This window comes from Streptomyces flaveolus, from assembly GCF_014648815.1.
GTDB classification, from domain to species: Bacteria; Actinomycetota; Actinomycetes; order Streptomycetales; family Streptomycetaceae; genus Streptomyces; species Streptomyces flaveolus.
The window spans coordinates 45,252-70,504 of sequence record NZ_BMRV01000016.1 but is presented as its reverse complement, the minus strand read 5'-3'; the positions used below and the strand labels follow the sequence as shown (position 1 = coordinate 70,504).

Below are 25,253 nucleotides of genomic sequence, written 5' to 3'. Positions count from 1 at the left end.
AGTCATGGCCGTGCAACCCGAGGGAGCCCCTTGTTGGGCCGACGCGATGTTCAGTGACGTCGAAGGGGCCAAGAGCTTCTATGGCGACGTCCTCGGCTGGACCTTCGGCGAGTCGTCGTCGGAGTACGGCAACTACACCCAGTGCTACGCGAACGGCAAGGCGGTCGCCGCGGTGGTCCCGCCGCCGCCCGGCCAGGAGGACCAGTCCCAGTGGTGCCTCTACTTCGCCTCCCCGGACGCCGCCGCGACCGCCGGCCGCATCCGCGAGGCCGGCGGCGAGCTGCTGATGGAGCCCATGCAGGTCGGCGACTTCGGCACCATGTGCCTGGCCCGCGACCCGGGCGGCGTCGTGTTCGGCGTCTGGCAGGGCGGCACCCACGAGGGCTTCGAGGCGATGGCCGAGCCCGGCGCGTACTGCTGGGCCGAGGTCTTCACCCGTGAACCCGACAAATCGGACGCGTTCTTCCCCGCCGTCTTCTCCTACGGGGCGAAGCAGATGGAGGACGAGCACGTGGACTTCCGCGTCTTCGACCTGGGCGACCGCCCCGTCCTGGGCCGGATGCGGATGACGGAGGAATTCCCTCCCGAGGTGGCGCCCTACATCAACGTCTACTTCACCGTCGCGGACTGCGACGACGCCGTGGCCCGCGCCACCAAGCTCGGCGGTGTCCTGCGCTTCGGCCCCATGGACACCCCGTTCGGCCGCTTCGCGGCGCTCAGCGACCCGCAGGGCGCGAACTTCTCCGTGATCGACATCACGAAGACCGAGGGGGAGATGCCGAACCTCAAGCCCGTCTCCTGAGGCCCGTCCGGGCACCCGGCCGGCCCATGGCATGATCGGGGCCATGCGTGAACGTGTGGTGGCCGCGTGCGACGGGGCTTCGAAGGGAAACCCGGGCCCGGCAGGCTGGGCCTGGGTGGTGGCCGACGCGTCGGAGGTGCCGGCCCGCTGGGAGGCGGGTCCGCTCGGCCGGGCCACCAACAACGTCGCCGAACTCACCGCGCTGGAGCGCCTGCTGGCGTCGACCGACCCGGATGTGCCGCTGGAGGTCCGCATGGACTCCCAGTACGCGATGAAGGCCGTCACCACCTGGCTCCCCGGCTGGAAGCGCAACGGCTGGAAGACCGCCGCCGGCAAGCCGGTCGCCAACCAGGAGCTGGTCGTCCGCATCGACGAGCTGCTCGACGGCCGCTCGGTCGAGTTCCGTTACGTGCCCGCCCACCAGGTCGACGGCGACAGGCTCAACGACTTCGCCGACCGTGCCGCCAGCCAGGCGGCCACCGTCCAGGAGCCCGCGGGCAGCGGCCTCGGTTCACCCGAGCCGCCGCCCGCACCGGACGTCCCGGCGGCGAGGAAGGCACCCCGCCGCGGACCGGGAACGGCCCGCAAGAGCGGCGGTGCCTCCGCGCGCACCATCAAGGCGAAGTTCCCCGGGCGCTGCGTGTGCGGCCGTTCGTACGCCGCCGGGGAGTCCATCGCCAAGAACGACCAGGGCTGGGGTCACCCGGAGTGCCGCACGGCGGCGGCCGGATAGCCCCTCCCGGACGCGGGGGTCAGGCGACGGTGCCGCGCCAGCCGCCGGTCTCCCGGCCACGCGCCTCGATGAACCGCTTGAACCGCTCCAGGTCGCCCTTGGTCTGCCGCTGCACGACCCCGAGCTTGTCACCGACCTTCTCGGTGACGCCTTCCGGCTGGAACTCCATCCGGAGCATCACCTTGGTGCGGTCGTCGTCCAGGCGGTGGAAGGTGACCGCACCGGCCTGCCGGGCCTCGCCGGACACCGTGGTCCACGCGACCCGCTCGTCCGGGATCTGCTCGGTGATCTCCGCGTCGAACTCCCGGTGGACGCCGTCCACGCTCGTCACCCAGTGCGTGAGGGTGTCACCGCGCTGTTCGATGCGCTCCACCCCGTTCATGAACTCGGGGAACGACTCGAACTGGGTCCACTGGTTGTAGGCGGTACGGACCGGGACGCGGACCTCGATGGACTGCTCGACCTGCGACACGCTGTCTCTCCTCCTTCGGTTCGTCGGACGGAGCCGCGCGGGTACCCGACGGCCGCCCGGCGAATCACCCCCAGTGCGGGACCCGCCGTCCCGGCGCGGTCGCGAGCGGCCGTGGATGACAGACTGAGGGCATGGACGAGCGCACTTTCGACAGGTCGGACCAGCACGCGTCGGTCATCGGCCTCGGCACCTGGCAACTGGGCGCCGACTGGGGAGACGTCGACGACAAGGAAGCCCTCGCGGTACTGGAGGCGGCTGCCGAATCGGGCGTCACCTTCTTCGACACCGCCGACGTCTACGGCGACGGCCGCAGCGAGGAGACCATCGCGACCTTCCTGCGCAGCAGGCCGGACCTGCACGTGCTGGTCGCCACGAAGATGGGCCGGCGCGTCGAGCAGCTCCCGCAGAACTACGTGCTCGACAACTTCCGGGACTGGAACGACCGTTCCCGGCGCAACCTCGGCGTCGACGTCCTCGACCTGGTGCAGCTGCACTGCCCGCCGACCCCGGTCTACTCCTCCGACGAGGTGTTCGACGCCCTGGACACCCTCGTCGAGGAGGAGCGCGTCAAGGCGTACGGCGTCAGCGTCGAGACCTGTGAGGAGGCACTGACCGCCATCGCCCGGCCGAACGTGGCGAGTGTGCAGATCATCCTCAACCCGTTCCGCATGAAGCCGCTGCGCGAGGTCCTGCCGGCCGCCCGGGAGGCCGGCGTCGGCATCATCGCCCGGGTGCCGCTCGCCTCCGGCCTGCTGTCCGGCAAGTACACCAAGGACACGGTCTTCGCCGCGAACGACCACCGCAGCTTCAACCGCCACGGCGAGGCGTTCGACCAGGGCGAGACCTTCTCCGGCGTCGACTTCGCCACCGGCGTGGAGGCCGCCGCCGAGTTCGCCGCCCTCGCCCCCGAGGGATACACGCCGGCCCAGCTGGCACTGCGCTGGATCGTCCAGCAGCCCGGCGTGACCACCGTGATCCCCGGCGCGCGTTCGCCCGAACAGGCCCGCGCCAACACGGACGCCGCGCGGCTGCCGGAGCTGTCCGACGACACGCTCACGGCGATCCGCGACCTCTACGACCGCCGGATCAAGGAGCAGGTCGAGGGCCGCTGGTAGCCCGCTCCGGCCGGGCACGGCGGCACTCGACCACCTCTCTCACGGCACCAGGAGCAGCTGCCGTTCCCGCTCCTGGTCGCCGGAGGAGGCGCCCTCGTCCCGCGTCGAGAAGGCGCCGGTCAGCGTCCTGCTCGCGGCCTCGACGGCCTGCGGGGAGCCCTGCACGGTGACCGTCACCGGCGCCGACAGCCCCGCACCCGCCTCTCGGGGTGCCGGGTCCGCCTCCGGGGAGGGCGGCGAGCTGAAGGTCGCGGTGCGGACCGTCGCCCGCTCGTCGCCCGGCAGGTCGTCGGGCGCTCCGAAGGCGCCTTCCAGGGCGCGGACCACCGCCCGCGCGTCGTCGATGCCGCCACCGCTGAGTGTCACGGTGAGCTGAGTGTCGGACATGCTTCGCCAACCTCCTGTGCCTCGGTGTGGGTCCCGCCCGTGTAACCGCCCCCCGACCGCCCAAACCGGACGCCGCCTCCGGCACGGCGTCTGACCGCGGGGAACCCGGGAAGAGGGAAGAGGACCCAGGCGGCGGCAACGGGAGGCACAGTGGCGCACACGCACGCGGACACGACGGGCGACCCGGGACGGCGCCGGGGGCGCGACGAGACCGAGGAGGAGCGCGCGGACCGGATGTGGACGGAGCTGATCCAGGAGGTCCGCGTCGCGCAGATGGGTGTGCAGATCCTCTTCGGCTTCCTGCTCACCGTCGTGTTCACCCCGAAGTACGACGACCTGTCGGACGTCAACCGGACGATCTACCTGGTGACGGTCGTCCTCGGGGCCGTGACGACCGGCGCCCTGATCGGGCCGGTGTCCCTGCACCGCCTCGTCTCCGGGCGGCGGGTGAAACCGCAGGCGGTGCGCTGGGCCTCCCGGCTGACCCTGCTCGGCCTGGTGCTGCTGCTCGCCACCACGACCTCCTCGCTCCTGCTGATCCTGCGCGTGGCGACCCACGACGGCTTCGTGCCCTACCTGGTCACCGGAGTGGTCCTGTGGTACCTGCTGTGCTGGTTCGGGATACCCCTGTGGACCCGGTACCGCCACACCTCACGCTGACGGCGCGGCCCCTCCCGGGGAGCCGCGCCGTGGCGGTGCGCCGGCGTCCGCTCAGCCGTCGGCCATGAGCTCCGCCAGGAAGTCGTCGACGTGCACCTCTTCCTCACCCGGCCGGACCACGCCGTGGGTCTCGCGCAGGAACGCGGCCACCGCGGCCGCCCACACGAAGACCACCGCGCGATGACGCTCACCGTCGGGCCGGTAGTCGCCGAGGAACTCCATCCGCAGCTCCTCCCACATGCCCCGCGACTCGGGCCGCAGCCGCACGTCGCCCACGCCGACCGGGCGGGCGAGTCCGTCGCCCACCATCTCCCGGTCGAGAGTCCAGCGGGCCAGCACACGGCCGTCGTGGCTGAACACCACGGTGAGCGCGAACGGGTCCGCCGGGTCGTAGCTCAGGTGGGCGAGCACCGGAAAACGGTCGGTGTCGCCCGTCTGGAGCTGCACGACCAGGGTCTTGTGCACGAGGGAGTTCACGGCAGGGGCCTCCGGGAGAACAGACGTAGGGCCCTCTAATACCCCGATCCTCCGCAAGATGCTCCGGCAATCGGGTGATTCCCTCGCGGGCTTCCGGTCGTCACGAGCCCAGGGCGTCGCGCAGTGCCGGCAGGAGGGTCTTCTCCGACCAGTCCAGGAACGCCGGTTGGGACTCGCCGCCGATCTGCACCAGGGCGATCTCGGTGAACCCGGCCTCCGCATACGGGCGCACGGCCTCGACGAAGGCGTCGGGGTCGTCGCCGCAGGGGATCGACTCCGCGACGTCCTCCGGCCTGACGAACTGGGTCGCCGCGTCGAACGAATCCGGATGCGGCAGCTCGGAGTTCACCTTCCAGCCGCTGCCGAACCAGCGGAACTGGGAGTGGGCGCGCTCGATCGCCGCGTCCCGGTCCGGGTCGTAGCAGACCGGGAGCTGGCCGACGCGCGGCTTGCCCCGGCCGCCGTGCCGGTCGAACGCCTCCACCAGGTCCGCCTTGGGCTCGGTGGCGATCACCAGGTCGGCGAGCTCGCCCGCCAGCTTGCAGGAGCGCTCCCCGGAGACGGCGATGCCGATGGGCGGCGGACTGTCCGGCAGATCCCACAGCCGGGCCGACTCGACGTCGAAGTGCGTGCCGTGGTGGTTGACGTGACCGCCCTCGAAGAGCGCCTTGATGATCTCCACGGCCTCCTGGAACATCTCGTGGCGTACGTCGACGGACGGCCAGCCGCCGCCCACCACGTGCTCGTTGAGGTTCTCGCCCGAGCCGAGCCCCAGCCGGAACCGGCCCTCGGACAGCAGCGCGAGCGTCGCCGCCTTCTGCGCCACGACCGCCGGGTGGTACCGGAACGTCGGACACGTCACGTACGTCATCAGCGGGATGCGGGACGTCGCCTGCGCCGCGGCGCCCAGCACGCTCCACGCGTACGGCGCGTGGCCCTGCGAGCGCAGCCACGGGAAGTAGTGGTCCGAGGTCACCGAGAAGTCGAAGCCCACCTGCTCGGCCCGCACCACGTGGTCGACGAGCTCACGGGGGCCGGCCTGCTCGGTCATCATCGTGTATCCGATTTGCACCATACGGGGCGAGTCCCCGTCCGTGCGGAGCGAAAACGGACGCATGTCGGGAGCCCCGGGCCTTCCCCGGTCAGCCAGCACCCTCCCGGAACGTCGCGAGGAAGGCCCTGAGCGCCCGCTCGTTCGCGGCGTCGTCCCAGTCGGCGGCCGGGGTCGTCCAGCGCAGCGAGAAGCTGCGCCCGCCGCCCAGGAGGAAACCACGCCCGAACGTGCGGACCCGGACACCGTCGTTCTCGGCGAGCCACTCCATGTCGGCCGCCTCGCGGCCCCGGTACGTCGTCGCGCGGATCCCGCCGACCCGCCGGTACCCGCCCGACCGCTCGAGGCCGGGCTCGACGTCGTCGCGCCACACCGCCACGGGGTCCGCTCCCGCGCGCTCGCTGTAGGTGACCGCGAGGGTGCGCGGATCGCCGGACGCCCCGAAGACAACCCGGTACGCCCCGCCCGGCACGCGCGAGGTGTCCAGCCGCCCCCAGTCCTCGGGCAGGGCCACGGAGAAGCCCTCCGGCGCCTCGTAGCGGCGGAACCCCGCGGGCACGGCGGCGCCCGGCTCCGACGGGGACGGTGGCGCGCTCGGCGGGGGAGCGGGGGAGGAGGGCGCGGTGCCGCCGGCGGGCGGGGCCGCGGGGGACGAGGGGCGCTCACGCGCGCCGGTGTCGTCGCCCGTGCCGGGCAGCGCGTGGGTGACGGCGAGGGCGGCGACCGTGACGGTGACTCCGGCCAGGGCGATCCCGGCGAGCGTCGTGCGGCTCCACCGGCGTCCGGCACGGCACGCGGCGGCGCGCGCGCCCCGCAGCCGGGGCCGGGGGACCGGGGGCGCCGCCGCCTCGGGATCCTCCGACAGCACCCGGGTGAGGGCCGCACGGACCACCGGGCGGCTCAGCCGCTCCCGGGAGTTCCTGCGCAGCAGCCCCTGCACCACCTGGGTGAGCGGACCGGCCCGCACCGGGGTGCGCAGCGGCAGCCGGTCCACGCCCTTCAGCGTGGCCTCGGCGCGGCCACGGTCACGGAACGCCGGGCGGCCCTCCACCATCGCGTAGAGGATCGCGCCCAGCGTCCACAGGTCGGCCGCGGGCCCGATCCGCTCGTCGCGGGCCTGCTCGGGGGCGGCGTACGAGGGAGCAGTCAGCCGCGGCTCGAGGGTGGCGCCGGCCAGTCCGAAGCCGGTGACGACGACGGAGCCCTCCTCGCGCACGAACACCTGCCCCGGGCTGAGCTCGCCGTGCGTGACGCCCTGGTCGTGCGCCGCCTCCAGCACGTCCAGCAGCTCCAGTCCGATGCGTGCCGCCCGTGCGTAGTTGAAGGCGCCCTGCTCGGCCAGGAGTTCACTGAGCGGTGTGCCGCCGACCCACTCGGTGACCGTCCACAGGGCGCCGTGCTCCACCACCGCCTCGACCACCGCGGCCACCCGGTCCGGGCAGAGCAGCCGCATGGTCTCGCAGGTCCGCACGACCCGGCCGGTCGCCCGGCGGGAGTTCTCGTCGGCGGGTTCCTCCGGGAGGCCGACCTGTGTCACCAGGCACGGGCGGCCCGTCGCGGCGTCCTCCCCGGACCAGCAGACGCGGTTCGTCTCCCGGTGGACGACCTCGAGCAGGCGGTACCGTCCGGCGACCAGGTCGTGTGTGGAGACGTGCGCCCTGCCCATGGCCCTCCCTCGCTCGCACCGCCGGCTCCGGCTTGCCCAGGAGTACGGTGAGCGGGCCGGGGTGCGTTCAACGAACGCGCGAGGCGACCACCCGATTTTCCCGCGCGCCGTGCGCGGAACGCCGGCGTCAGCGCAGCCCGAAGCGGTCCGCCCAGGCCGTCATGTCGGCGGTCGTGGCGTTGCCCCCGCACACCACCAGTCCGATCCGGGCACCGTCGCCCACCCGCTCCACCACCCGCCGGGCCGCGGGCAGCAGACAGCCGGCGGCCGGCTCGGTCCACACCTTGGCGTGCTCGGCCAGTGCGAACGACCCCTCGATCGCATCCCGGTCGGACACCACGAGCACCTCGGTGACCAGTGCGGACACATGGTCGTACGTCAGCTGCGAGACGGACGGGGCGCTGAGCGTGGTGACGACCGACGACAGCGGTACCGGCAGCGGGCCGCCCGCCGCCAGGGCCCGGGACATGGCCTCGGCGCCCTCCGTCTCCACGCCCCAGATCCGCACGTCCGGACGGCGGGCCCGCAACGCCGCCGCCACGCCCGCGATCAGCCCACCGCCGCCGATGCTCACGACCACGTCGGTGAGCTCCCCGGCGTCCTCGGCGAACTCCAGCCCCACGGTGCCCTGCCCCGCGATCACCACGGGGTCGTCGAACGGGTGGACCAGCGTGAGCCCCTCCTCCCGCAACCGCGTCACGAGCGCGAAGGCGCTGTCCATGCCGTCGGTGAGCCGCACCACCGCGCCCGCTTCCTCGGCGGTCTCCACCGAACGCGCGGGCGCCGTACGCGGCATCACCACCGTGGCCTTCACGTCGAGTGCGGCGGCCATGACCGCCACGGCGATGCCGTGATTGCCGCCACTGACCGCCACGACACCCGCGGCCCGCTCGGCCTCGGTCAGCGACAGCAGCTTCGCCGTCGCGCCGCGCGCCTTGAACGATCCGGTGCGCTGCAACAGCTCCAGCTTGGCGGTGACCGGCGCCCCGAGCAGCGCGGTCAGTCCAGGACTCGGCACCGTCGGGGTGCGTACGACATGGCCGGCGATCCGTTCGGCCGCGGCTTCGATCTCCGTGATCCCGATCAAGGCAGTCATCCTTCCGGCGCGGGTGGTGATCCACGCCGTCCCGCAGCCTTTCGCGCGACGTGCGCCGGGTCAACAGGGTTCCGAAGCGCGGCCGGTGAGGTCCGCGGCTTCGGCCTCCCGGCCGGACTCAGTGCTGCTGGGGCTTCTGCGGCGTCGCCTCACTCGGCCGCACGACGACGTACCCCTCGCCCTGGAGCATCAGCTGCACGGCCTCCCCGGAACCCCCGCGCAGCATCGAGCCGAGGGACTGCGAGCGGTGCAGCGAGGTCGCCAGCCCGGCGGACCAGCCGACGATCGCGTCCGTGTCCACGTACACCGGGTATTGCGGCGACACGGGTATGACCAGCGGATTGCCCTCGCACACCAGGCCCAGCCTGCCGTGGCCCGTGAAGACGCTGTTGAACAGTCCGCCGCCGGCGATGCCCGAGCCCTTCACGGTGGCGATGCGGTACGACAACGACGCGTCGAAGCACAGGACGTTGCGGCCGTTGACGGTGAACTCGTCGCCCGGCTCGACCTCCACGATGAAGCAGTTCTGCGCCTCGTGCGCGAACCACGCCTCGCCCTGTCCGCGCACCGCCATCAGCGGCAGTCCCTCACCGGTGACCGCGCGTTTGAGCATGCCGCCCACGCCCTGACCCTTGCGCTCGAACCGGAGCCCGCCGCGGTAGGCGATCATCGCGCCCTGCCGGGCGAGCATCTCGCCGTTCACCACGTACCGGACGCACTTGGCGTTCTCGACGGTCATGCCCGGCGCCGAGGCGGGCTGCACCATGTGCTCGCTGGAAAAGAGGTCACCCTTCATGCGGGCATCCTGTCCCGGAGCGTCTCGTTCCGCCAGGATCGCCCATCGCCGTGGCCGGTTCCGACCGGGAAACGCCGGGTCAGCCGCCGAACAACTGGGTCCAGTACGTGCCCGCCCGGCCGCCGCCGGCCAGGCCGACCCCGACGTGCGTGAAGTCGGCCCCGAGGATGTTGGCACGGTGCCCGGGGCTGTTCATCCACCCCTCCACCACATCGGCGGGAGAGCGCTGGCCGCAGGCTATGTTCTCGCCGACCGTGCGCCGCGTGGCGCCCGCGGCTGCGGCCCGGTCCCAGGGCCTGCCGCCGTCGGGGTCGGTGTGCGCGTAGAAGTCCCGGGCCACCATGTCCGCGCTGTGCGCCTGCGCGGCCGCCGTGAGCCGCGGGTCGGCGGTCAGTTCGGGCAGACCGGCGCGGACCCGCTCCTGGTTGGTCAGAGCCACGACCTCGCCCGTCGCACGTTCCAGGCCCTGCGGCGTCAGCGGCACCGCCCACAGGGCCGCCCAGTACGTGTCGCCCGAGGGCCCGCCGGTGACGTAGCCCCAGCCTGCGTGCGTGAAGGCGGCCTCGTGCAGGGTGCGCCGGGTCCGCTCGGTGCGCAGGCAGTACGCGAGGAACTCCGCGGGCGTGCGCGGGCCCGAGACCAGGTGCTCGCCGACGGTGAGATACGCGAACCCGGCCAGTACGACGCGCTGGTGGACGGAGACGCCGTCCCGGGTCTCCACGCTCAACGCGCCCCCGGCGGCCATGGCACCGGCGTGCGAGCGGGCCGCGGAGATCAGGCGCCCGTCGGCCGAGACGGGCGGGGAACCGGCCGCCGCGCGGGCGGCGTTGACCAGCTCGAGGAAGCCGTCCGAGGGGACGGGCCGCGGGGCGCCCGCGTCGGAGTCCTGGGCGTCGTCCACGACCTCCACCCCGAAGTCCCGGGCGAGTCCGGCCAGTCCGTCCGCGTACCCCTGGCCGAGGGCGCGCAGCTTCCAGCGGTCGCCGCGCCGGTACAGCTCCGCGAGCAGCAGCACGGTCTCCTGGCGCGGGCGGGGCGGGGAGAAGCGGGCGAACGTCCGCCCGGCCGCGTCGGCCACCTCCAGCGTGGGGGAGGGCGCGTCGCTCAGGAGCGTGCCGGGCACGGCGGGGCTGACGGCCACCGTCACCCGGGTCGCGCCGGCGCGCAGCCGCCGCGGATCGACGGTGAGCGTGTCGTCCCGCAGCCGGGCGCCGGGTGCGTCGGGCTGGTTGTAGAAGACGAAGTCGCCGTCACCGCTCACCGTGCCGCCGTCGTCCGTGATCAGGGCGGACACGTCGAACCCGCCCGGCACCCGCACGCTCACGGGGCCGCCCGGCAGGGGAATGTTGCCGCCGGGGACCAACTCGCTCATCCTGTGCCGCCCTGTGTCGTGGTCCGCCATGGGAGTCGGGGGTGCCCGGACAACGTCCCTGGGCCGGCCGGGGTTCCCGCCGCCCGGCCGGGGTCAGCCCGAGGCGGTCGGCTCCGGTGCGACCAGCCCCTGCCGGTAGGCGACCGCGACCGCCTCCGTACGGCTCGAAGCACCGAGCTTGGCGAGGATGTTGGAGACGTGCACGCTCGCCGTCTTGGCGCTGATGAACAGCTTCTCGCCGATCTGCCGGTTGCTGTGCCCGAGGGCGAGCAGGCGCAGCACGTCCTGCTCGCGGGGCGTCAGCACCGCCGCGCCCGCTCCGGCGGACGGCACCGGATCCGTGAGCCGGCCGCGGCGGGCCAGGTCGTCGAGCCGCTCACGCAGCAGCGTGGCGCCGAGCCGGTCGGCCTCCCGGCGTACCGTCTCCGCCTCGGCGGCCGCCTCCTCGCGGCGGTCGGCCGCCAGCAGGGACTCGGCCAGCCGCAGCCGGCACCGCGCGCGTTCGTAGGGGTCGCCGTACGCGAAGGCGGCCACCGCCCGCTCCCAGGGCGCCGGGTCCGGCGCGACGGAGCGGATCCGGGACCACTCGGCCTCCGCCCGTGCCAGCCACGCCTGGCCCTCCGGGCCCTGGGGGAGGGCGTCGAAGCCGTGCTCGGCGGACCAGCGGGCCTCGGCCAGCAGTTCGGCCCCAGTCTCCGTCCAGCGGGCCACCCCCGCCCCGTCCCCGGCCCGGCGCAGCTCGGCCACGGTGTCGGCGACCGCGGACAGCGCCAGGGTGGCGAGCCGGACGGTCACGGCGGGCCGCGTGCCCGCCTCGGTGAGCTCCTCGACGGAGGACCGCATCCACCGCACGGCCTCCTCCGCGTTCCCGCGCAGCGCCGCCGCGTCGGTCAGCACGAGTCCCCCGACCATCCGCGCCATCCAGTCGAACGGTCCCTCCATCAGGGCCCGGGCCCGCTCGGCCGCCCCGAAGTCGCCCCGCGCCAGCGCCACGTACAGCCCGGGGCCGAGGGTGTGACCGCCCGCGGCCGGCCGCACCCGGGCCTGCTCGGCGGACTCGCGCAGCACCTCGTCCCAGTGGCCCAGCGTGTACCGCACGAGCAGCCGCAGATACCGCATCTCCCGCGGATAGGGCGAGGACAGCAGCCCGGAGCGGCGGGCCCGGTCCAGTCCCTCCGACGCCCAGTGCAGGCACTTCTCCAGGTCACCGGACTCGAAGCTGCCGATGGCGAGGTTGAACAGCGCGCGCAGCTCCACGGGCGCGTTGCCCGCCCCCCGCGCCAGCTCGCGGGCCTCCAGCAGCCGCTCCCGGCCCGCAGGGGTGGCCCGGTTGCCGCCCTCCAGACTCGTCAGGGAGATCAGCAGATCGGCGCGGGCGTCGGGGACCCCCAGCTCCTCCGCGACCCGCAGGGCCCGGTGGGCGACCCGCAGCGCGGTCTCGTTCTCGCCGACCTGGCGGGCCGCCGTCACGTGCGTGGCCGCGGCCCACACCCACGTCGAGGACGGCGGGTCGGCCGGGATCAGATCGAGCGCCTCGCTGCTGTGGGTGTAGGCGGCGGACAGGTTGTCGACGCTCAGCAGGTTCCCGGCGAGGGTGTAGCGGACGCGGGCGGCCAGCTCCAGGTCCGCGTCCTGGCCGAGGCCCGCCAGTGCGGACCGGGTCAGGGAGACCGCGCGGTGCAGCTCCCCGGCGTGCGCGGCGGCGGCGGAGGCGCGCAGCGTCAGCGTCACCGCGTCGGGGCCGGCGGGGCGTGCGGGGGCGTCGACCGCCGACCACAGGTCCAGGACCGCCTCGAGGTGCCGCAGTTCCTCGGCCGGCGCGCCCACGCGCTGGGCGTGGTCGGCGGCCTCCAGCGAGGCGGCCAGGGCCTCGGGCAGATCATGGCTCTCGCGGTAGTGGTGGGCGCGCTCGGCGGCGCTGCCGGACCGGCGGCCAGGCCCGGCGAGCAGCCGGGCGAACGCGCCGTGCAGCCGGGCCCGTTCGCCCGAGAGGAGATCGGCGTAGACGGCTTCGCGCGCCAGCGCGTGCCGGAAGGAGTACGTGTTCCCGTCGCCGGAGACGAGCAACTGCCGCTCCACCGCCTCGCGCAGCGCCGACTCCAGCTCCTCCTCGGGCAGCCCCACGGCGTCCCGCAGCAGGTCGTGCCCCACGCGGCGGCCGGCGACGGCGGCGGTGCGCAGCACCTGCTGGGCGGTCTCGGACAGCTGCTCGAACCGGATGAGCAGAACGTCGGCCAGACCGCTGGGCACGCCCCCGGCGGGCGTGTCCGTGGCCGCGACCAGTTCCTCGGCGTAGAAGGCGTTGCCCTCGGCGCGTTCGACGATCCGGTGCACGGTGGTGTCCGGCAGCGTCCGGTCGCGCAGCGCGCGCACCAGCCGGGCCACGTCCGCGTCCGGCAGCGGCCGCAACTCGAGGCGCTCCACGGCGGGCAGCCGCACCAGCTCGGCGAGCAGCGGGCGCAGCGGGTGGCGGCGGTGCAGGTCGTCCGCCCGGTAGGAGGCGAACACCGCGATCCGGTGGTGCTGCAGCACCCCCCGGCTGAGCAGGAACCTCAGCAGGTCCCGGGAGGACTGGTCGGCCCAGTGCAGGTCCTCCAGGACCAGCAGCAACGGGGCGACGTCCGCCAGGTCGGTCAGCAGGGCGGCCACGTCCTCGAAGAGCAGCAGCCGCGACCGCGGGGCGCCGGCGTCGTCCTCCGGGCCGCCCCCGAGCAGCCGCTCGGCCACCGGGTGCGCGGCCGGCACGGCGGCGAACCGCTCGTCGGCGGCCAGCACGCCGAGGATCTCGGTGAACGGCAGATACGGCAGGCCGACGTCCCCCAGGTCGACGCAGTGCCCGGTGAGCACGGTCGTCCCGGCCGCGGCGGCCCGTGCGGCGACCTCGTCCAGCACCCGGGTCTTGCCGACCCCGGCGTCCCCGGCGACGAGCACCGCACGGGCCTCACCGGCGCGGGCGCGTTCCAGCGCGCCGGTGAGACGCGCGAGTTCGTCCTCGCGACCGACGAGTGGGCTGCTGAGTGAGGTCTGCGACACGCCGCCCATCCTGACACGCCCGCCGGGCAGCAGACTTGGCCCCGCCTTCGCGGGCCGCCGGCCCGTGCGCGGTCAGCGACGCAGCGTGGCGGCCCAGTCCGCCGGTACCCGTCCCGCCGGTCCGGGGGAGGGCTGGTCCTCGGGGTGACTGCCCGGCGGGGCGAGTTCCGGACCCGACGCCCGCACCTCGTCGGTCGCGTAGTCCCAGAACCAGTCCTCGCCGGGCTCGAAGCTCTGCACCACCGGATGCCCGGTGGCCCGGTAGTGGCCGGTCGCGTGCTGCCCGGGCGAGCTGTCGCAGCAGCCGACGTGGCCGCAGGCCGCGCAGCGCCGCAGGTGGAACCACCAGCCGCCCGCCGCGTCGCACTCGACGCAGCCGGTGCCGCTGGGCGGGACGGCGGGGTCGATTCCGGTGTCACTGGTCATGCCGGCTCCTCGGTCGGTTCGGTTGCGGCCGCGGTGAGCGGAAGGAGGACCTGGAAACGGGTGTCCCCCGGCACGGACTCGACCCGGAGGGTGCCGTGGTGCTTGTTGACCACGATCCGCCAGGAGATGTCCAGGCCGAGCCCGGTGCCCTCGCCCACCGGCTTGGTGGTGAAGAACGGGTCGAAGATCCGCTCCCGGATCTCCGGGTCGATCCCGGTGCCGGTGTCGCGGAACTCCACCAGCAGCCGGTCGTGGTGGAGCGCGGTCCGCACGGTCAGCGTGCCCTCGCCGCCCGCGCCGTCGTTCATGGCGGCGACCGCGTTGTCGATCAGGTTGGTCCACACCTGGTTCAGCTCCGCCGGGTAGGCCGGGACGTCCGGCACCGTGCGGTCGTACTCCTTGACGACCTCGATGCGGGGGCCGATCTTGCCCGACAGCATCAGCAGCGTGCTGTCGAGCAGTTCATGGACGTCGACGGTCCGGTAGGGAGCCCGGTCGAGCTGTGCGTACTGCTTGGCGGCGTCCACGAGATGGGAGATGCGCGCGGTGGAGTCCGCGATCTCGTTCATCAGCAGCTCGGTCTCGACGGTGTAGTTGAGCCAGCCCACCGCTCCGGGCAGGATCTCCGCCTCCACGGCCGCCGCGACCTGGTCCAGCCACTCGGTGTCCAGTCCCGCCTGTACGAAGGTCGGCGCGAGCTGCCAGCCCTGCTCGATGCCGTGGTCCTCCAGCCAGTCCGTGAGGGCGTCCTCCCGGTCGGCGGCCTCCAGCGGGCTCAGCGACGGCGCCTTCGCGACCCGCTCGGCCGTGCGCTCCTGGATCTCGATGAGACCCGCCAGCGCGTCCCGGGAGAACGGCCCCTCGGCGATGACGGCGAGCTTGTGCCGCATCTTCGCCACCCGCTCCCGCAGCGTCGACGTGGCGCGTACGGCCGCCGCCGCCGGGTTGTTGAGCTCGTGCGTGAGACCGGCGGACAGCGAACCGAGCGCCAGCAGCCGCTCCCGCTGTCCGATGGCCCGCTGGGTGTTCTTCGACCCGAAGAACAGCCCCTCCAGCAGGTGCACCGCCATCGGGAACCACTCCCGCATGACGGCCGCGAAGGTGTCCGCCGGCAGGACGAAGAACCGCGTCGGCTCGGTGACCCGCATGGAGTTGTTGTAGACCTGCGGCACCCGGTCGCCGACGTACGCCTGCATCGCGCCCGCGTACACCCCGCGCTGCGAGGTGCGGTTGGTCTCCACGTCGTCCCCGCCTACCCGGCGGGAGAGCACGACCGTGCCGTCGAGCATCACGTAGAAGCAGGTCGCGGGCTCGCCCTCGCTGTACACCGGACCGGGCTCGAACAGCTCCACCCGCCCCTCGGCGCACAGCCGGCCCAGCTGCTCCGGCGACAGCTTCTCGAAGAGGAAAAGCTCGCCGATCTCCCCGGGGCTGCACGGCATCGGCCGCCCGCTCACGACTGCTCCAGGTATCGGTGGACGAGCATCACGGCCATGGCTCCCTCTCCGACGGCGGACGCGACCCGCTTCGCGGACTCCGCGCGGGCGTCGCCCGCCACGAACACGCCCGGGACGCTGGTCTCCAGGTGGTACGGCGGCCGGTCCAGCTCCCAGTCCGCCGGCGGCCGCCCGTCGGGGGTCAGGTCGGGCCCGGCCAGGATGAACCCGCGCTCGTCCCGCAGCACGGTGCCGTCCAGCCAGTCGGTCAGCGGGGCCGCGCCGATGAACACGAACAGCCACTGCGCGTCCACGAGTTCGGTGCTCCCGCTCTCCGCGTCGCGCAGCGTCAGCCGCTCCAGGTGCCCGTCGCCGTGCGCGCTCTCGACGACGGTGCCGCAGCGCACGTGGATGTTGGGCGTCTCCTCGATCTGCTGGATCAGGTAGTGCGACATCGACGCGGCCAGGGATTCGCCGCGCACCAGCAGCGTCACCGACTTGGCGCCCCGGGCCAGGTACATCGCGGCCTGCCCGGCCGAGTTGGCGCCGCCCACGATGTACACGTCGTGGTCCTGGCAGGCCGCGGCCTCGGTCAGCGCCGAGCCGTAGAACACTCCGCAGCCGGTCAGTTCGTCCGTGCCCGGCGCGGGCAGCTGCCGGTAGGAGACGCCGGTCGCCAGGATCACGCTGTGCGCGGCGACCGCCGAACCGTCCGAGAACCGGACGATCCGCGCCGCCCCGTTGGCCTCCAGTCCCGTCACCTCCCGCGCGGTGAGGATCTCCGCGCCGAACTTCGCGGCCTGCCGCCGGGCCCGCTCGGTGAGCTGCCCGCCGGACACGCCGTCGGGGAAGCCCAGGTAGTTCTCGATCCGGGAGCTCTGCCCGGCCTGCCCACCGGTCGCCGACCGCTCCACCAGCACCGTACGCAGCCCCTCCGAGGCCCCGTACACGGCCGCCCCGAGCCCCGCCGGGCCGCCGCCGACGACCACCAGGTCGTAGAACTCCGCCGCCGGGGTCGTCGCCAGCCCCACCCGGGCGGCGAGGTCCGTCGCCTCCGGCTCCACCAGCGGCGTCCCGTCCGGGGTGATCACCACCGGCAGCCGCTGTCCGTCCTGTCCGGCCGCCGACAGCAGCCGCCGCCCCTCGGGTTCGTCGGAGGAGTACCAGCGGTAGGGGACCTGGTTGCGGGCCAGGAACTCCCGGACCTCCGAGGAGCGCGCCGACCAGCGGTGTCCGACGACCTTGGTGCTGGGCACCGGCCGGTGGTCGCCGGTGCGCCAGGCCTGCAGCAGGTCGTCCAGCACCGGGTAGAGCTTCTCCTCCGGCGGGTCCCACGGCTTGAGCAGGTAGTGGTCCAGGTCGACCACGTTGATCGCGTCGATGGCCGCGTTGGTGTCTGCGTACGCGGTCAGCAGCACCCGCCGCGCGCCCGGGTACACGTCGAGGGCCTGCTCGAGGAACTCGATGCCGTTCATCTGCGGCATCCGGTAGTCGGCGAGGATCACGGCCACCAGGTCACCGCGCAGCTTGAGTTCGCGCAGCGCCTCCAGCGCCGATTCGCCGGACTCGGCGCGCACGATCCGGTACGAGGCGCCGTAGCGTCGTCGCAGGTCACGGGCGACGGCGCGGGAGACCCCCGGATCGTCGTCCACGGTCATGATGACGGTCCGCGTCGCCCCGTCCGCCTGTGCCATACGTCCCCCACGTCGAACGGCCGGATTCACGGCACGGCGTCCCCGTCACCGCACCGGCCTGCGACCCATCGTATGTTCGATCGCGCGGTGCCGCTCGGTCCGGAGGAGGGACGCCGTGCCCGCCCGGTGCCCGGCGTGGTGAAGACTGGGCCCAGGACGTGACCGAGACACAGGAGGGGACCCGCATGACGCGCCCGATCACGGCAGGGGTGGATGGATCCGAGGAGAGCCTGGCCGCACTGGCCTGGGCCGCCAGGGAGGCGGTCCGGCGGGGTGCTCCGCTGCACGTCGTGCACGCCTGGCGGGCCGAGCCGGAGACGGCCGGCGCGGGGGACCGGGACGCGCAGGGGCGGTGGATCAGGGACTCGGTCGACGGGTCGGTCCGGACCGTCACCGAGCGGCACCCGGAGCTCACGGTGTCCACGGACGTCACCGAGGCGGACGACGCCGTCGCCGTACTGCTCGCCGCCGCGGCCGACGCGCAGACGCTGGTGCTCGGCTCGCGGGGCCACGGCGCCGTCGTCGGCTTCCTGCTCGGCTCCGTCGGCCAGCAGGTGATCGCCGAGGCGCCCCGGCCCGTCGTCCTCGTGCGGGCCGGGGACGAGGCCGCGGCGGAGGCCGCCGGCCGCGAGATCGTCGTCGGCCAGCAGGGCGAGCCCGAGGACAGCGCCGACGTGATCGGGTTCGCCTTCGAGGCGGCGGCCGCGCGCGGCGCCACCGTGCGGGCCGTGCGGGCCTGGACCCTGCCGACCGTGTTCACCTACAGCCCGGGCTCGATGCGGCTCGCCGACGAGGCCGGTGGCCTGGAGCAGTACGAGAGGAAGGCCCTCGGCGAGGCGCTGGGGCCGTGGCGCGAGCGCTTCCCCGACGTCCCGGTGATCGAGCACGTCGAGATGGGCAGCGCGGGCCAGGTGCTGCTGTCGGCGGCCGAGAACGCCCAGCTGACGGTCGTCGGCCGCCGCGCCCGCCGCACCGCCGTCGGTGCCCGGATCGGCTCGGTGGCACACGGCGTACTGCACCACGCGGCCTGCCCGGTGGCGGTGGTCCCGCACGCGTGAGCCGCGCCCGGGTGCCTCAGTCCGACGTGGGCTGCAGCGTCTCCCGGGCCTTCGGCAGGATGTTGGTGAGGTAGTCCTGGACGGCGGTGTCCAGGCCGATGTCGTGCTGGGCCCGCTCGGACAGGTACCAGCGGTGCTCCAGCAGCTCGTGGTAGATCTCGGCCGGGTCCATCGACCCCCGCAACTCCACCGGCACCGCCCGCACGGTCGGCCGGAACACCTCCCGCACCCAGCGGTGGGCGAGCACCTCCGGGCGGGCGCCGAGGGGGTCGCCCGGGGCGTAGTCGTCCTGGGTGGCCATCCAGCTCTCCAGGTCGTTGAGCAGCCGCCTGGCCTGGTTCTCCTCGGCGTCCAGGCCCGTCAGGCGCAGCAGCTGGCGCTGGTGGTGGCCCGCGTCGACGACCTTGGGCACGAAGGTGACCGTGTCGCCGTTGGAGGCGTGCTCGATCTGCATCTCGGCCACGTCGAAACCCAGGTCGTTGAGCCGCCGGATCCGGCGCTCGATGTAGTGGTGCTTGCCCGCCGGGTACACGGAGGTGCGGGTCAGCTCCTCCCACAGGCGGCCGTAGCGGGCGCAGATCTCCCTGCCGAAGTCCACCGGGTCGACGGACGGGTGCAGGGCCCCCGACGCCTCCAGGTCGAGCAGCTCGCCGCTGATGTTCACCCGGGCCAGGTCGAGGTCGTAGTCGCGCTGCCCGTCGCTCAGCCGCGCGTGCAGCTCGCCCGTCTCGGCGTCCACCAGGTAGGCGGCGTAGGCGCCAGCGTCGCGCCGGAAGAGCGTGTTGGACAGCGAGCAGTCGCCCCAGGCGAACCCGGCCAGGTGCAGCCGGACCAGCAGCACGGCGAGGGCGTCCATCAGACGGTGCATGGTCGCCGGGCGCAGCGTCGTCTCGAACATCGACCGGTACGGCATGGATCCGCCGAGGTGCCGGGTGATCAGAACCGGCTCCAGCGGCTCACCGGCGCTGTCGGTGCGGCCGGTGACCACGCCCAGCGCGTCGACCGCGGGGATGGCGAGCCGGTCCAGGTCGCGCAGCAGCCCGTACTCGCGCAGCGCGGGCCGCTCGGCGAGCTCCTTGACGGCGATCACCTCGTCGCCGGCCCGGGCGTAGCGGACGACGTGGCGGGAGATGCCGCGCGGGAGCGGCACGAGGTACTCCTCGGGCCACTCCTCCAGCGGCGTCTGCCACGGCAGTTCGAGCAGGAGCGCCGGGTGCTCCGGATTGGTGGCACTGATCTGCAAGGCCATGGCCCGAACTCTAGAACGTCCGTTCCCGGGCCAGTCGCGCGGCGTCCTTCACCGGGCCGCGGTGGACGGGCCCGTGCCCGGGGAGCAGCACGTCGCCGTCGAGCCGGGCGAGGACGTCGAGCGAGGCCACCGTGCGGTCCCGGTCGTGGTGGAACATGTCGGGCAGCAGCTGGGGCCCCTTCACCCGTGCGGTGGGGTGCCCGCTGACCAGGGCGTCTCCGGAGATCACCACCCCGGCGTCAGGCAGGTGGTAGGCGCAGTGTCCGTCGGTGTGCCCGGGGGTGTGCACCGGCACGGGCCGGCCGGGCAGGTCGAGCGGGCCGTCCGAGGGGAAGGGGGCGGGGGCGGTCACCGGGTGCCGCTGGGTGCCGCCGGAGCGGAGCACGTGCACCATCCAGGGCAGTACGCCCGGCCGCCAGCTGTTGCGCAGCACTTCGCCGACCGACACCTGGTGGAGGAAGTCCCGCCGGGCGTGCGGTACTTCGGCCTCGTGGAGGAGGACGGGGGTGCCGTGGGCGGCGCGCAGGTACTCGGCCGAGCCCAGGTGGTCGTTGTGGGCGTGGGTGATCAGTACGGCCGTGACCGCCTCGGGCGAACTCCCGATCGCCGTGAGGGAGTCGAGCAGGAGCCCCCGGTCACCGGGGTAGCCGGTGTCGATCAGGGTCACCGCGTCGCCCTCGGTGAGGACGACCCAGTTGGTGTTGCTTCCGTGCACCAGGTAGGTGCCGTCCGCGACGTGCCGCACGTCCGCGCGCATGAGTGTCCCCGCATTCCCAGGTGGTGCCCGACGGGGGACAGCCAACCAGACGCGGCGGGCGGTCGGGCGTCCGACGCTCAACGCACCCCGCGCGGACGGAACTGGACGCTGATCCGCGGCCCCACGGCACGGGTGCTCTTGGGGACGCAGTGCTCCCAGGTGCGCTGGCAGGAGCCGCCCATCACGATCAGGTCGCCGTGGCCCAGCGGGCGGCGCACCGTGTCGCCGCCACCGCCCGCCGGGCGCAGCAGCAGGTCGCGGGGCGCGCCGACCGAGAGGATGGCGACCAGGGTGTCCTGGCGCGCGCCCCGCCCGATCCGGTCGCCGTGCCAGGCGACGCTGTCCCGGCCGTCGCGGTACTGGCACAGCCCGGCCGTCGTGAACGGCTCGCCCAGCTCCTCGGCGTAGTGCGCGGACAGCGCGTCCCGGGCCTCCTCCAGCAACGGGTGCGGCAGCGGTTCGCCCGCGCCGTAGAACGCGAGCAGCCGGGGCACGTCGACCACCTGGTCGTACATGGCGCGCCGCTCCGCCCGCCAGGGCACGTCGGCGGCCAGCCGCTCGAACAGGACGTCGGCCCCGCTCAGCCAGCCGGGGAGCACGTCGATCCACGCGCCGGAGCCCAGCAGGGTGCGGCGCAGCCCGTCGAGGGAGCCGAGCCGGACCTCGTCCGTCTGGTCGAAGAGAGATCCCTGGAGGTGCCTGGTCATGAGGCCAGCGTACCGCGTATTCGAAAAGTAGTTCTATTCCGTGCGGCTCGGTCGGACGGCTCAGTCGGACCGATGGAGCGTGGCGCTGGCCACGACCGAGCTGTCGGCTGCGAGCAGGTGCACCTCGGTCGCGGGCGCCGAGCCGGCGGGGTAGGGGGCGACCCACTGGGCGTAGCCGGCGTCCAGGGAGAAGGCGCCGATGGTGGTGGTGGAGCCGTCCGCCCGTTCGACCTGGCAGGTGAGTGTGCCGTCGAAGGCCGCTCGGGCGCGCGCGGGCAGGTCGTCGGCGTCGACCGACACGTACACCCAGTTCGGCCCACCCGTGTAGGCGAAGACGCGTCCGACGTCCTGGCTGCGGGAGGTGAGGTCGGCGCTGAGCAGCCGGTCGGGCCGGACACTGTCGCCGGCGGACGGTGCGGACGCGGAGGTGACGCCGATCGCCCATCCGCCCATGGCCAGTGCCGCGGCTGCCACGGCGCCGGCGAGGCCGAGGGTGAACCGCCGGCGCAGTGTCCGGCGACCGTGCCGGGGTGTCGACAGTCCGATGCGCTGGAGCACCCGGGTCTCGAAACCCGCCGGCGGCTCGCGCCCGGGCATCAGGTGGAGCAGTTCGTCCGCCGTGCGCGCCAGCTCCCGGACGTCCCCCAGGCAGGCGGGGCAGCGCTGCAGGTGGGCCAGGGCCGCGGCGCGCTCCTCGGCGGGCAGTACGCCCAGTGCCGCTTCGGCGGCGATGTCCCGCAGCCGCGGGCACGCGAAGGTGTCGTCGCCGGTCATGATCGTGTGTCCTGCCTGTGCGTCAGGGCCGCGCGCAGCTTGGCCAGCGCCGTCCTGATCCGGGTCTTGGCGGTCCCGAGGGGGACCTGCTCCAGGTCCGCCACCTGCTGCGCGGTCATGCCGTAGACACCGGCCATGACGATGGCGCGGGCCTGGCCCGGCGGCAGCTGTGCGATGGCCCGCCGCAACTCGGCCGACTCCTCGTCGGCCACCGCCAGCCGTTCGGGGGTCTCGGTGATCGTCTCCATCAGCGGTGCCATCCGGGTGGGGTCCACCGGGACGGCTCTGCGGGAGCGCACCGCGTCGATCGCCAGGTTGTGGGCGATGGCCGCCAACCACGTACGGACCGATCCGCGGCGCGAGTCGTAGACCTGGGCGTGACGCCAGGCCTGCTCGAAGGTCTGCTGGGCCACGTCCTCCGCGAGCTGGGCGTCACCGGTGACCGTCATGGCCACCCCGAAGACCTTGTGCTGGAACCGGCGGACGAACGCCACCGCGAACTCGGGGTCGCCGGTCGTCAGCCCCGCCAGCAGCGCGTCATCGGGCATCCGCTCCAGTGAAAGCCCCAAAGGGTGCATATCACTAATACGTAGCATCCTCGTGGAGGGATTGTCCGGGGTCCGGCCCGGGTGGCGGCGGTTCCACGTCCTTGCGGCGGGCGGGCAGCAGCGCGTCGAACGCCGCGGCGAGGGCGTCGATCCCGGGCCGGGCGGCGGGGTCCGGTTCCAGGCACGCGTCGATCGCGGTGGCGAGCGCACACGGCAGGCGGCGCCGGGAGCGCACGGGTGCGGCCCTCTCCTCCAGCTGCGGGTACCGGCCCTGTCGGCCGTACGTGTCGCCGAGGCTCGCGGACACCGACGGGGCGCGGGAGCCGCCGGCCGGTTCTCCGCCTGTCGTCGTGGACGTGACCTCGGGGAACGGGAGGTCGCCGGTGGCGGCCTCGTACAGGGTGATGCCCACGCCCCACACGTCCGCGGCGGCGGACAGGTCGCCACCGCGTGCCTGCTCGGGGGAGAGGTAGCAGCGGGTTCCGATGCCGGCGGGCGCGGGCCCCGGCGGGCGGGCGACGCTGAGATCGAGGAGTTTGGCGCGCCGGCAGTCGATGATCACGTTCGAGGGCTTCACGTCCAGGTGCAGCAGGTCCCGTCCGTGCAGGTAGTGCAGCGCGGAGCACAGGTGCAGGCCCAGGAAGGCCACGTCAGGGGCGGCGAGCCGGTGCCGCAGGCGCTCGATGACGTGGGTGACGGTCTCACCGGTCAGTGTCTCCAGGACGACGAGGGGCTCGGGCCTCTCGACGGTCTCGTAGGCGCGGACCAGATGCGGGTGGCTGAAAGCCTGCAGCCAGCGGCCCTCGCGCAGGAGGCGTTCGCGCAGGCGCGGTTCCCGCCGGCGGTCCGGACGCAGCGTCTTCAGCAGGCAGCGGCAGTCCCGTTCGTGGCTCCAGGCGTCGTACACGTCGAGCCAGCCGGTCCTGGTCAGATGGGCCAGGACCTCGTAGCCGGCGGCCGGGGTCGCCCCCGGCGGCAGGGGCGGGGCCGGCGGGGCGGCCCGGTGCCGGGGCGCCGTTCGCGGCGGGGAGAGGTCCGGTCGGCTCATGGGAAGGCCTTGATCACGGGCGTGGCGGCGGGGTCCGCCGGGGCGTGCAGCCGGTGCAGCCGGGCGTAGGTCTTGCCGCTCAGCAGCAGGTCGTGGTGGGTTCCCTGCTCGACGACCCGGCCGTGGTCCAGCACCAGGATCCGGGTGGCGTCGCGGACGGTGAGGAGGTTGTGGGAGATGACGATGGTGGCGCGTCCGGCCATCAGCCGGCGCAGTGGCTCCATGACCCGTCGTCCCGACTCGGCGTCCAGGCCGGTGGTCGGCTCGTCCAGGATGAGCACGGGTGCGTCGCGGATCATGGCCCGGGCTATCGCCAGGCGCTGGCGCTGACCTCCGGACAGCAGCCTGCCGCGTTGGCCCACTACGGTGTCGTAGCCCTCCGGCAGGGCGGTGACGAAGTCGTGCGCGTCCGCGGCGCGGGCCGCCGCGACGATCTCCCGCTCGGTGGCGTCCGGACGGCCGTAGAGGATGTTCTCGCGCACGGTGCCGTGCAGGACGAGCGTCTCCTGGAGCACCACGGCCACGTTGTCGCGGACGTCGGCGAGCCGCAGGGTGTTCAGGTCCGCGCCGTCGAGCCGGACGGCGCCGCGTTCGGGGTCGTAGAAGCGCAGCAGGAGTTTGGCGACGGTGGACTTCCCCGCGCCGCTGGGCCCGACCAAGGCCACCGTCTCCCCGGGTTCCACCCGCAACGACACGTCGCACAGCGCGGCCCGGTCGGTCCCCGGATAGGTGAAGCAGACGCCGTCGAACTCCACCTGCCCACGGGCGCGCCCGAGCCGGACGGGGGAGGGGGCCTCGGTCACCTGCGGGCGCTGGTCGAGCAGCTCGACGATCCGCTCCGCGGCGGCGGCGGCCGCGTAGAAGGTGCTGGTCAGGTGGGACATACCCCGGATCGGGCTGTAGAGCTTGCTCAACAGGGCCAGGAAGACCAGCAGCTCCCCCAGGGTGAGACGGCCGCGGGCCAGTTGCCAGGTGCCCAGGCCCATCACCAAGAGGGCCCCGCTCAGTTCGACCAGGTCGACCAGCGGCCCGAAGACGGCACGGATCCTGGTCGAGGCCATGGTGGCGCGGTACCGTCCGACGATCTCGCGCTGGAACCTGTCCTGCTCCCACGCCTGGCGGTTGTACGCCTGCACCAGGGCGATGTTGCCGAGCACCTCCTCGGCGACCGCGCTGACCGAACCGCTGCGCCGGCGGCGCTCCCGGGAAGCGGCCTTCACCAGCCGGGAGAAGTACCGGGCCGCCCACCAGAACAGCGGCACGATGACGAGGGCGAACAGCGTCAGGTCCCAGCTCAGGTAGAAGAGCATGCCGAGGAAGATGCCCAGCCGCATCACGTACCACAGCGCCTCGGCCACGCCCGAGAGCAGGAACGTCTCGACCGCGTCGACGTCACCGGTGATCCGGGCCAGTACGTCGCCGAGCCGGCGCCGTTCGAAGAAGCCGAGGGAGAGGCGCTGCATGTGCCGGAAGACGTCCGCCCGCAGCGCGAGCAGGAAGCGCTCACCGACCCAGGTGGAGGTCACGTCGTCGGCGAACGACAGGATGCCCGAGGCCAGGCTGAGGCCGACGTACGCCAGGGCGATCGGCAGGAACGGGCTGAGGTCGCGCTGGACGAGCACCTCGTCCACCACCACCTTGAACAGCCATATCTCGGCCGCGTCGATGGCGGGGCCCACGACACAGAAGGCCATGAGCGGCAGCAGCCACTTCCGCCCGCCGTGCGTGTACGGCCAGAACCGCCGGGCGATCTGCCGCACCGGCAGTGCCGGCGCGGCGGCGACGACCTGTTCGCCCTCCGGCTCGGCGACGGAGAACAACCGTCGCAGCCCCGGGACCGGGGCTGCGGCGCGGACGGCACGGCGAAGGTTCACAGAACCGCGACCCACCGGACGC

24 protein-coding genes are annotated in these 25,253 nt (G+C 73.6%); 5 read left to right on the top strand and 19 right to left on the bottom strand.

Annotation, left to right across the window (positions count from 1 at the left end; translation table 11 throughout):
* Positions 1-4: 4 nt before the first annotated feature.
* Together IEZ05_RS29875 and IEZ05_RS29870 are read left to right on the top strand one after the other, a co-directional pair.
* A complete protein-coding gene (locus IEZ05_RS29875) occupies positions 5-802 on the top strand; it encodes a VOC family protein (RefSeq protein WP_189233391.1) in 798 nt (265 codons plus the stop codon).
* 31 nt (positions 803-833) lie between these two features.
* Positions 834-1,535, top strand: coding sequence for a ribonuclease H family protein (locus IEZ05_RS29870; RefSeq protein WP_189233390.1), 702 nt, complete (start codon positions 834-836; stop codon positions 1,533-1,535).
* 19 nt (positions 1,536-1,554) lie between these two features.
* On the opposite strand, the gene IEZ05_RS29865 is transcribed toward IEZ05_RS29870, so the two are convergent.
* Positions 1,555-2,007, bottom strand: coding sequence for an SRPBCC family protein (locus tag IEZ05_RS29865; protein WP_189233389.1), 453 nt, complete (start codon positions 2,005-2,007; stop codon positions 1,555-1,557).
* 131 nt (positions 2,008-2,138) lie between these two features.
* On the opposite strand from IEZ05_RS29865, the gene IEZ05_RS29860 reads away from it, so the two are divergent.
* Positions 2,139-3,122, top strand: coding sequence for an aldo/keto reductase (locus tag IEZ05_RS29860; RefSeq protein ID WP_189233388.1), 984 nt, complete (start codon positions 2,139-2,141; stop codon positions 3,120-3,122).
* Between the two features lie 39 nt (positions 3,123-3,161).
* On the opposite strand, the gene IEZ05_RS29855 is transcribed toward IEZ05_RS29860, so the two are convergent.
* Positions 3,162-3,509, bottom strand: a complete 348-nt coding sequence (locus IEZ05_RS29855; RefSeq protein WP_189233387.1) for a hypothetical protein — start codon at positions 3,507-3,509, stop codon at positions 3,162-3,164.
* 234 nt (positions 3,510-3,743) lie between these two features.
* Between IEZ05_RS29855 and IEZ05_RS29850 the strand changes: the two genes are divergently transcribed.
* Positions 3,744-4,169 carry a DUF6328 family protein gene (locus tag IEZ05_RS29850; RefSeq protein ID WP_228753088.1) on the top strand — a complete coding sequence of 142 codons (426 nt, stop codon included), beginning with the start codon at positions 3,744-3,746 and terminating at the stop codon, positions 4,167-4,169.
* A 51-nt stretch (positions 4,170-4,220) separates the two neighbouring features.
* On the opposite strand, the gene IEZ05_RS29845 is transcribed toward IEZ05_RS29850, so the two are convergent.
* The 10 genes from IEZ05_RS29845 to IEZ05_RS29800 all read right to left on the bottom strand — a co-directional run bounded on the left by IEZ05_RS29845 (position 4,221) and on the right by IEZ05_RS29800 (position 17,216).
* Positions 4,221-4,646 (bottom strand): SsgA family sporulation/cell division regulator, encoded by a 426-nt coding sequence (locus tag IEZ05_RS29845; RefSeq protein ID WP_189233385.1) that lies wholly within the window; start codon positions 4,644-4,646, stop codon positions 4,221-4,223.
* A gap of 100 nt (positions 4,647-4,746) precedes the next feature.
* Entirely contained in the window at positions 4,747-5,721 is a 975-nt protein-coding gene (locus IEZ05_RS29840) for an LLM class F420-dependent oxidoreductase (RefSeq protein WP_189233384.1), read from the bottom strand.
* A 67-nt stretch (positions 5,722-5,788) separates the two neighbouring features.
* Positions 5,789-7,363 (bottom strand): serine/threonine protein kinase, encoded by a 1,575-nt coding sequence (locus IEZ05_RS29835; protein ID WP_189233383.1) that lies wholly within the window; start codon positions 7,361-7,363, stop codon positions 5,789-5,791.
* 127 nt (positions 7,364-7,490) lie between these two features.
* Positions 7,491-8,450: a threonine/serine dehydratase gene (locus IEZ05_RS29830; protein ID WP_189233382.1), complete on the bottom strand. Its 960-nt coding sequence runs from the start codon at positions 8,448-8,450 to the stop codon at positions 7,491-7,493.
* Between the two features lie 127 nt (positions 8,451-8,577).
* Complete coding sequence (locus IEZ05_RS29825; RefSeq protein WP_189233381.1) at positions 8,578-9,255, bottom strand: AIM24 family protein; 678 nt, start codon at positions 9,253-9,255, stop codon at positions 8,578-8,580.
* A 79-nt stretch (positions 9,256-9,334) separates the two neighbouring features.
* Complete coding sequence (locus IEZ05_RS29820) at positions 9,335-10,627, bottom strand: CAP domain-containing protein (protein WP_189233380.1); 1,293 nt, start codon at positions 10,625-10,627, stop codon at positions 9,335-9,337.
* Between the two features lie 93 nt (positions 10,628-10,720).
* Entirely contained in the window at positions 10,721-13,669 is a 2,949-nt protein-coding gene (locus IEZ05_RS29815) for a helix-turn-helix transcriptional regulator (protein ID WP_229869924.1), read from the bottom strand.
* A gap of 63 nt (positions 13,670-13,732) precedes the next feature.
* Entirely contained in the window at positions 13,733-14,086 is a 354-nt protein-coding gene (locus IEZ05_RS29810) for a UBP-type zinc finger domain-containing protein (protein WP_189233378.1), read from the bottom strand.
* Positions 14,083-15,543 (bottom strand): ATP-binding protein, encoded by a 1,461-nt coding sequence (locus IEZ05_RS29805; protein WP_189233377.1) that lies wholly within the window; start codon positions 15,541-15,543, stop codon positions 14,083-14,085. Before IEZ05_RS29805 ends, IEZ05_RS29810 begins: the two co-directional genes overlap by 4 nt.
* A complete protein-coding gene (locus IEZ05_RS29800; RefSeq protein ID WP_189233376.1) occupies positions 15,540-17,216 on the bottom strand; it encodes an NAD(P)/FAD-dependent oxidoreductase in 1,677 nt (558 codons plus the stop codon). The genes IEZ05_RS29805 and IEZ05_RS29800 overlap by 4 nt, the downstream gene beginning before the upstream one ends.
* Before the next feature lie 185 nt (positions 17,217-17,401).
* On the opposite strand from IEZ05_RS29800, the gene IEZ05_RS29795 reads away from it, so the two are divergent.
* Positions 17,402-18,274, top strand: coding sequence for a universal stress protein (locus IEZ05_RS29795; protein WP_189233375.1), 873 nt, complete (start codon positions 17,402-17,404; stop codon positions 18,272-18,274).
* Positions 18,275-18,290: 16 nt separating this feature from the next.
* On the opposite strand, the gene IEZ05_RS29790 is transcribed toward IEZ05_RS29795, so the two are convergent.
* The 7 genes from IEZ05_RS29790 to IEZ05_RS29760 form a co-directional block, all read right to left on the bottom strand.
* Complete coding sequence (locus tag IEZ05_RS29790; protein WP_189233374.1) at positions 18,291-19,523, bottom strand: DUF4032 domain-containing protein; 1,233 nt, start codon at positions 19,521-19,523, stop codon at positions 18,291-18,293.
* Positions 19,524-19,533: 10 nt separating this feature from the next.
* A complete protein-coding gene (locus tag IEZ05_RS29785; protein ID WP_189233373.1) occupies positions 19,534-20,280 on the bottom strand; it encodes an MBL fold metallo-hydrolase in 747 nt (248 codons plus the stop codon).
* A 77-nt stretch (positions 20,281-20,357) separates the two neighbouring features.
* A complete protein-coding gene (locus IEZ05_RS29780) occupies positions 20,358-20,987 on the bottom strand; it encodes an alpha-ketoglutarate-dependent dioxygenase AlkB (RefSeq protein WP_189233372.1) in 630 nt (209 codons plus the stop codon).
* 60 nt (positions 20,988-21,047) lie between these two features.
* The gene (locus tag IEZ05_RS29775) at positions 21,048-21,761 is read right to left on the bottom strand and encodes a hypothetical protein (protein WP_189233371.1); all 714 of its coding nucleotides are present in this window, start codon (positions 21,759-21,761) and stop codon (positions 21,048-21,050) included.
* Positions 21,758-22,339, bottom strand: coding sequence for an RNA polymerase sigma factor (locus IEZ05_RS29770; protein WP_189233504.1), 582 nt, complete (start codon positions 22,337-22,339; stop codon positions 21,758-21,760). Before IEZ05_RS29770 ends, IEZ05_RS29775 begins: the two co-directional genes overlap by 4 nt.
* Positions 22,340-22,343: 4 nt before the next feature.
* On the bottom strand, positions 22,344-23,357 hold the full coding sequence (locus IEZ05_RS29765; RefSeq protein WP_189233370.1) for a serine/threonine-protein kinase: 1,014 nt from the start codon (positions 23,355-23,357) through the stop codon (positions 22,344-22,346).
* Complete coding sequence (locus tag IEZ05_RS29760) at positions 23,354-25,231, bottom strand: ABC transporter ATP-binding protein (protein ID WP_229869923.1); 1,878 nt, start codon at positions 25,229-25,231, stop codon at positions 23,354-23,356. Before IEZ05_RS29760 ends, IEZ05_RS29765 begins: the two co-directional genes overlap by 4 nt.
* Positions 25,232-25,253: the final 22 nt, after the last annotated feature.

What these genes read in the sequence shown, in the direction of transcription:
- IEZ05_RS29875 (WP_189233391.1), top strand. Translation starts at nt 5, where the DNA reads ATGGCCGTGCAACCCGAGGGAGCCCCTTGTTGGGCCGACGCGATGTTC.
- IEZ05_RS29870 (WP_189233390.1), top strand. Translation starts at nt 834, where the DNA reads ATGATCGGGGCCATGCGTGAACGTGTGGTGGCCGCGTGCGACGGGGCT.
- IEZ05_RS29860 (WP_189233388.1), top strand. Translation starts at nt 2,139, where the DNA reads ATGGACGAGCGCACTTTCGACAGGTCGGACCAGCACGCGTCGGTCATC.
- IEZ05_RS29855 (WP_189233387.1), bottom strand. Translation starts at nt 3,509, where the DNA reads ATGTCCGACACTCAGCTCACCGTGACACTCAGCGGTGGCGGCATCGAC.
- IEZ05_RS29850 (WP_228753088.1), top strand. Translation starts at nt 3,744, where the DNA reads ATGTGGACGGAGCTGATCCAGGAGGTCCGCGTCGCGCAGATGGGTGTG.
- IEZ05_RS29840 (WP_189233384.1), bottom strand. Translation starts at nt 5,721, where the DNA reads ATGGTGCAAATCGGATACACGATGATGACCGAGCAGGCCGGCCCCCGT.
- IEZ05_RS29835 (WP_189233383.1), bottom strand. Translation starts at nt 7,363, where the DNA reads ATGGGCAGGGCGCACGTCTCCACACACGACCTGGTCGCCGGACGGTAC.
- IEZ05_RS29825 (WP_189233381.1), bottom strand. Translation starts at nt 9,255, where the DNA reads ATGAAGGGTGACCTCTTTTCCAGCGAGCACATGGTGCAGCCCGCCTCG.
- IEZ05_RS29820 (WP_189233380.1), bottom strand. Translation starts at nt 10,627, where the DNA reads ATGAGCGAGTTGGTCCCCGGCGGCAACATTCCCCTGCCGGGCGGCCCC.
- IEZ05_RS29815 (WP_229869924.1), bottom strand. Translation starts at nt 13,669, where the DNA reads ATGGGCGGCGTGTCGCAGACCTCACTCAGCAGCCCACTCGTCGGTCGC.
- IEZ05_RS29810 (WP_189233378.1), bottom strand. Translation starts at nt 14,086, where the DNA reads ATGACCAGTGACACCGGAATCGACCCCGCCGTCCCGCCCAGCGGCACC.
- IEZ05_RS29800 (WP_189233376.1), bottom strand. Translation starts at nt 17,216, where the DNA reads ATGGCACAGGCGGACGGGGCGACGCGGACCGTCATCATGACCGTGGAC.
- IEZ05_RS29795 (WP_189233375.1), top strand. Translation starts at nt 17,402, where the DNA reads ATGACGCGCCCGATCACGGCAGGGGTGGATGGATCCGAGGAGAGCCTG.
- IEZ05_RS29790 (WP_189233374.1), bottom strand. Translation starts at nt 19,523, where the DNA reads ATGGCCTTGCAGATCAGTGCCACCAATCCGGAGCACCCGGCGCTCCTG.
- IEZ05_RS29785 (WP_189233373.1), bottom strand. Translation starts at nt 20,280, where the DNA reads ATGCGCGCGGACGTGCGGCACGTCGCGGACGGCACCTACCTGGTGCAC.
- IEZ05_RS29780 (WP_189233372.1), bottom strand. Translation starts at nt 20,987, where the DNA reads ATGACCAGGCACCTCCAGGGATCTCTCTTCGACCAGACGGACGAGGTC.
- IEZ05_RS29775 (WP_189233371.1), bottom strand. Translation starts at nt 21,761, where the DNA reads ATGACCGGCGACGACACCTTCGCGTGCCCGCGGCTGCGGGACATCGCC.
- IEZ05_RS29770 (WP_189233504.1), bottom strand. Translation starts at nt 22,339, where the DNA reads ATGCACCCTTTGGGGCTTTCACTGGAGCGGATGCCCGATGACGCGCTG.
- IEZ05_RS29765 (WP_189233370.1), bottom strand. Translation starts at nt 23,357, where the DNA reads ATGAGCCGACCGGACCTCTCCCCGCCGCGAACGGCGCCCCGGCACCGG.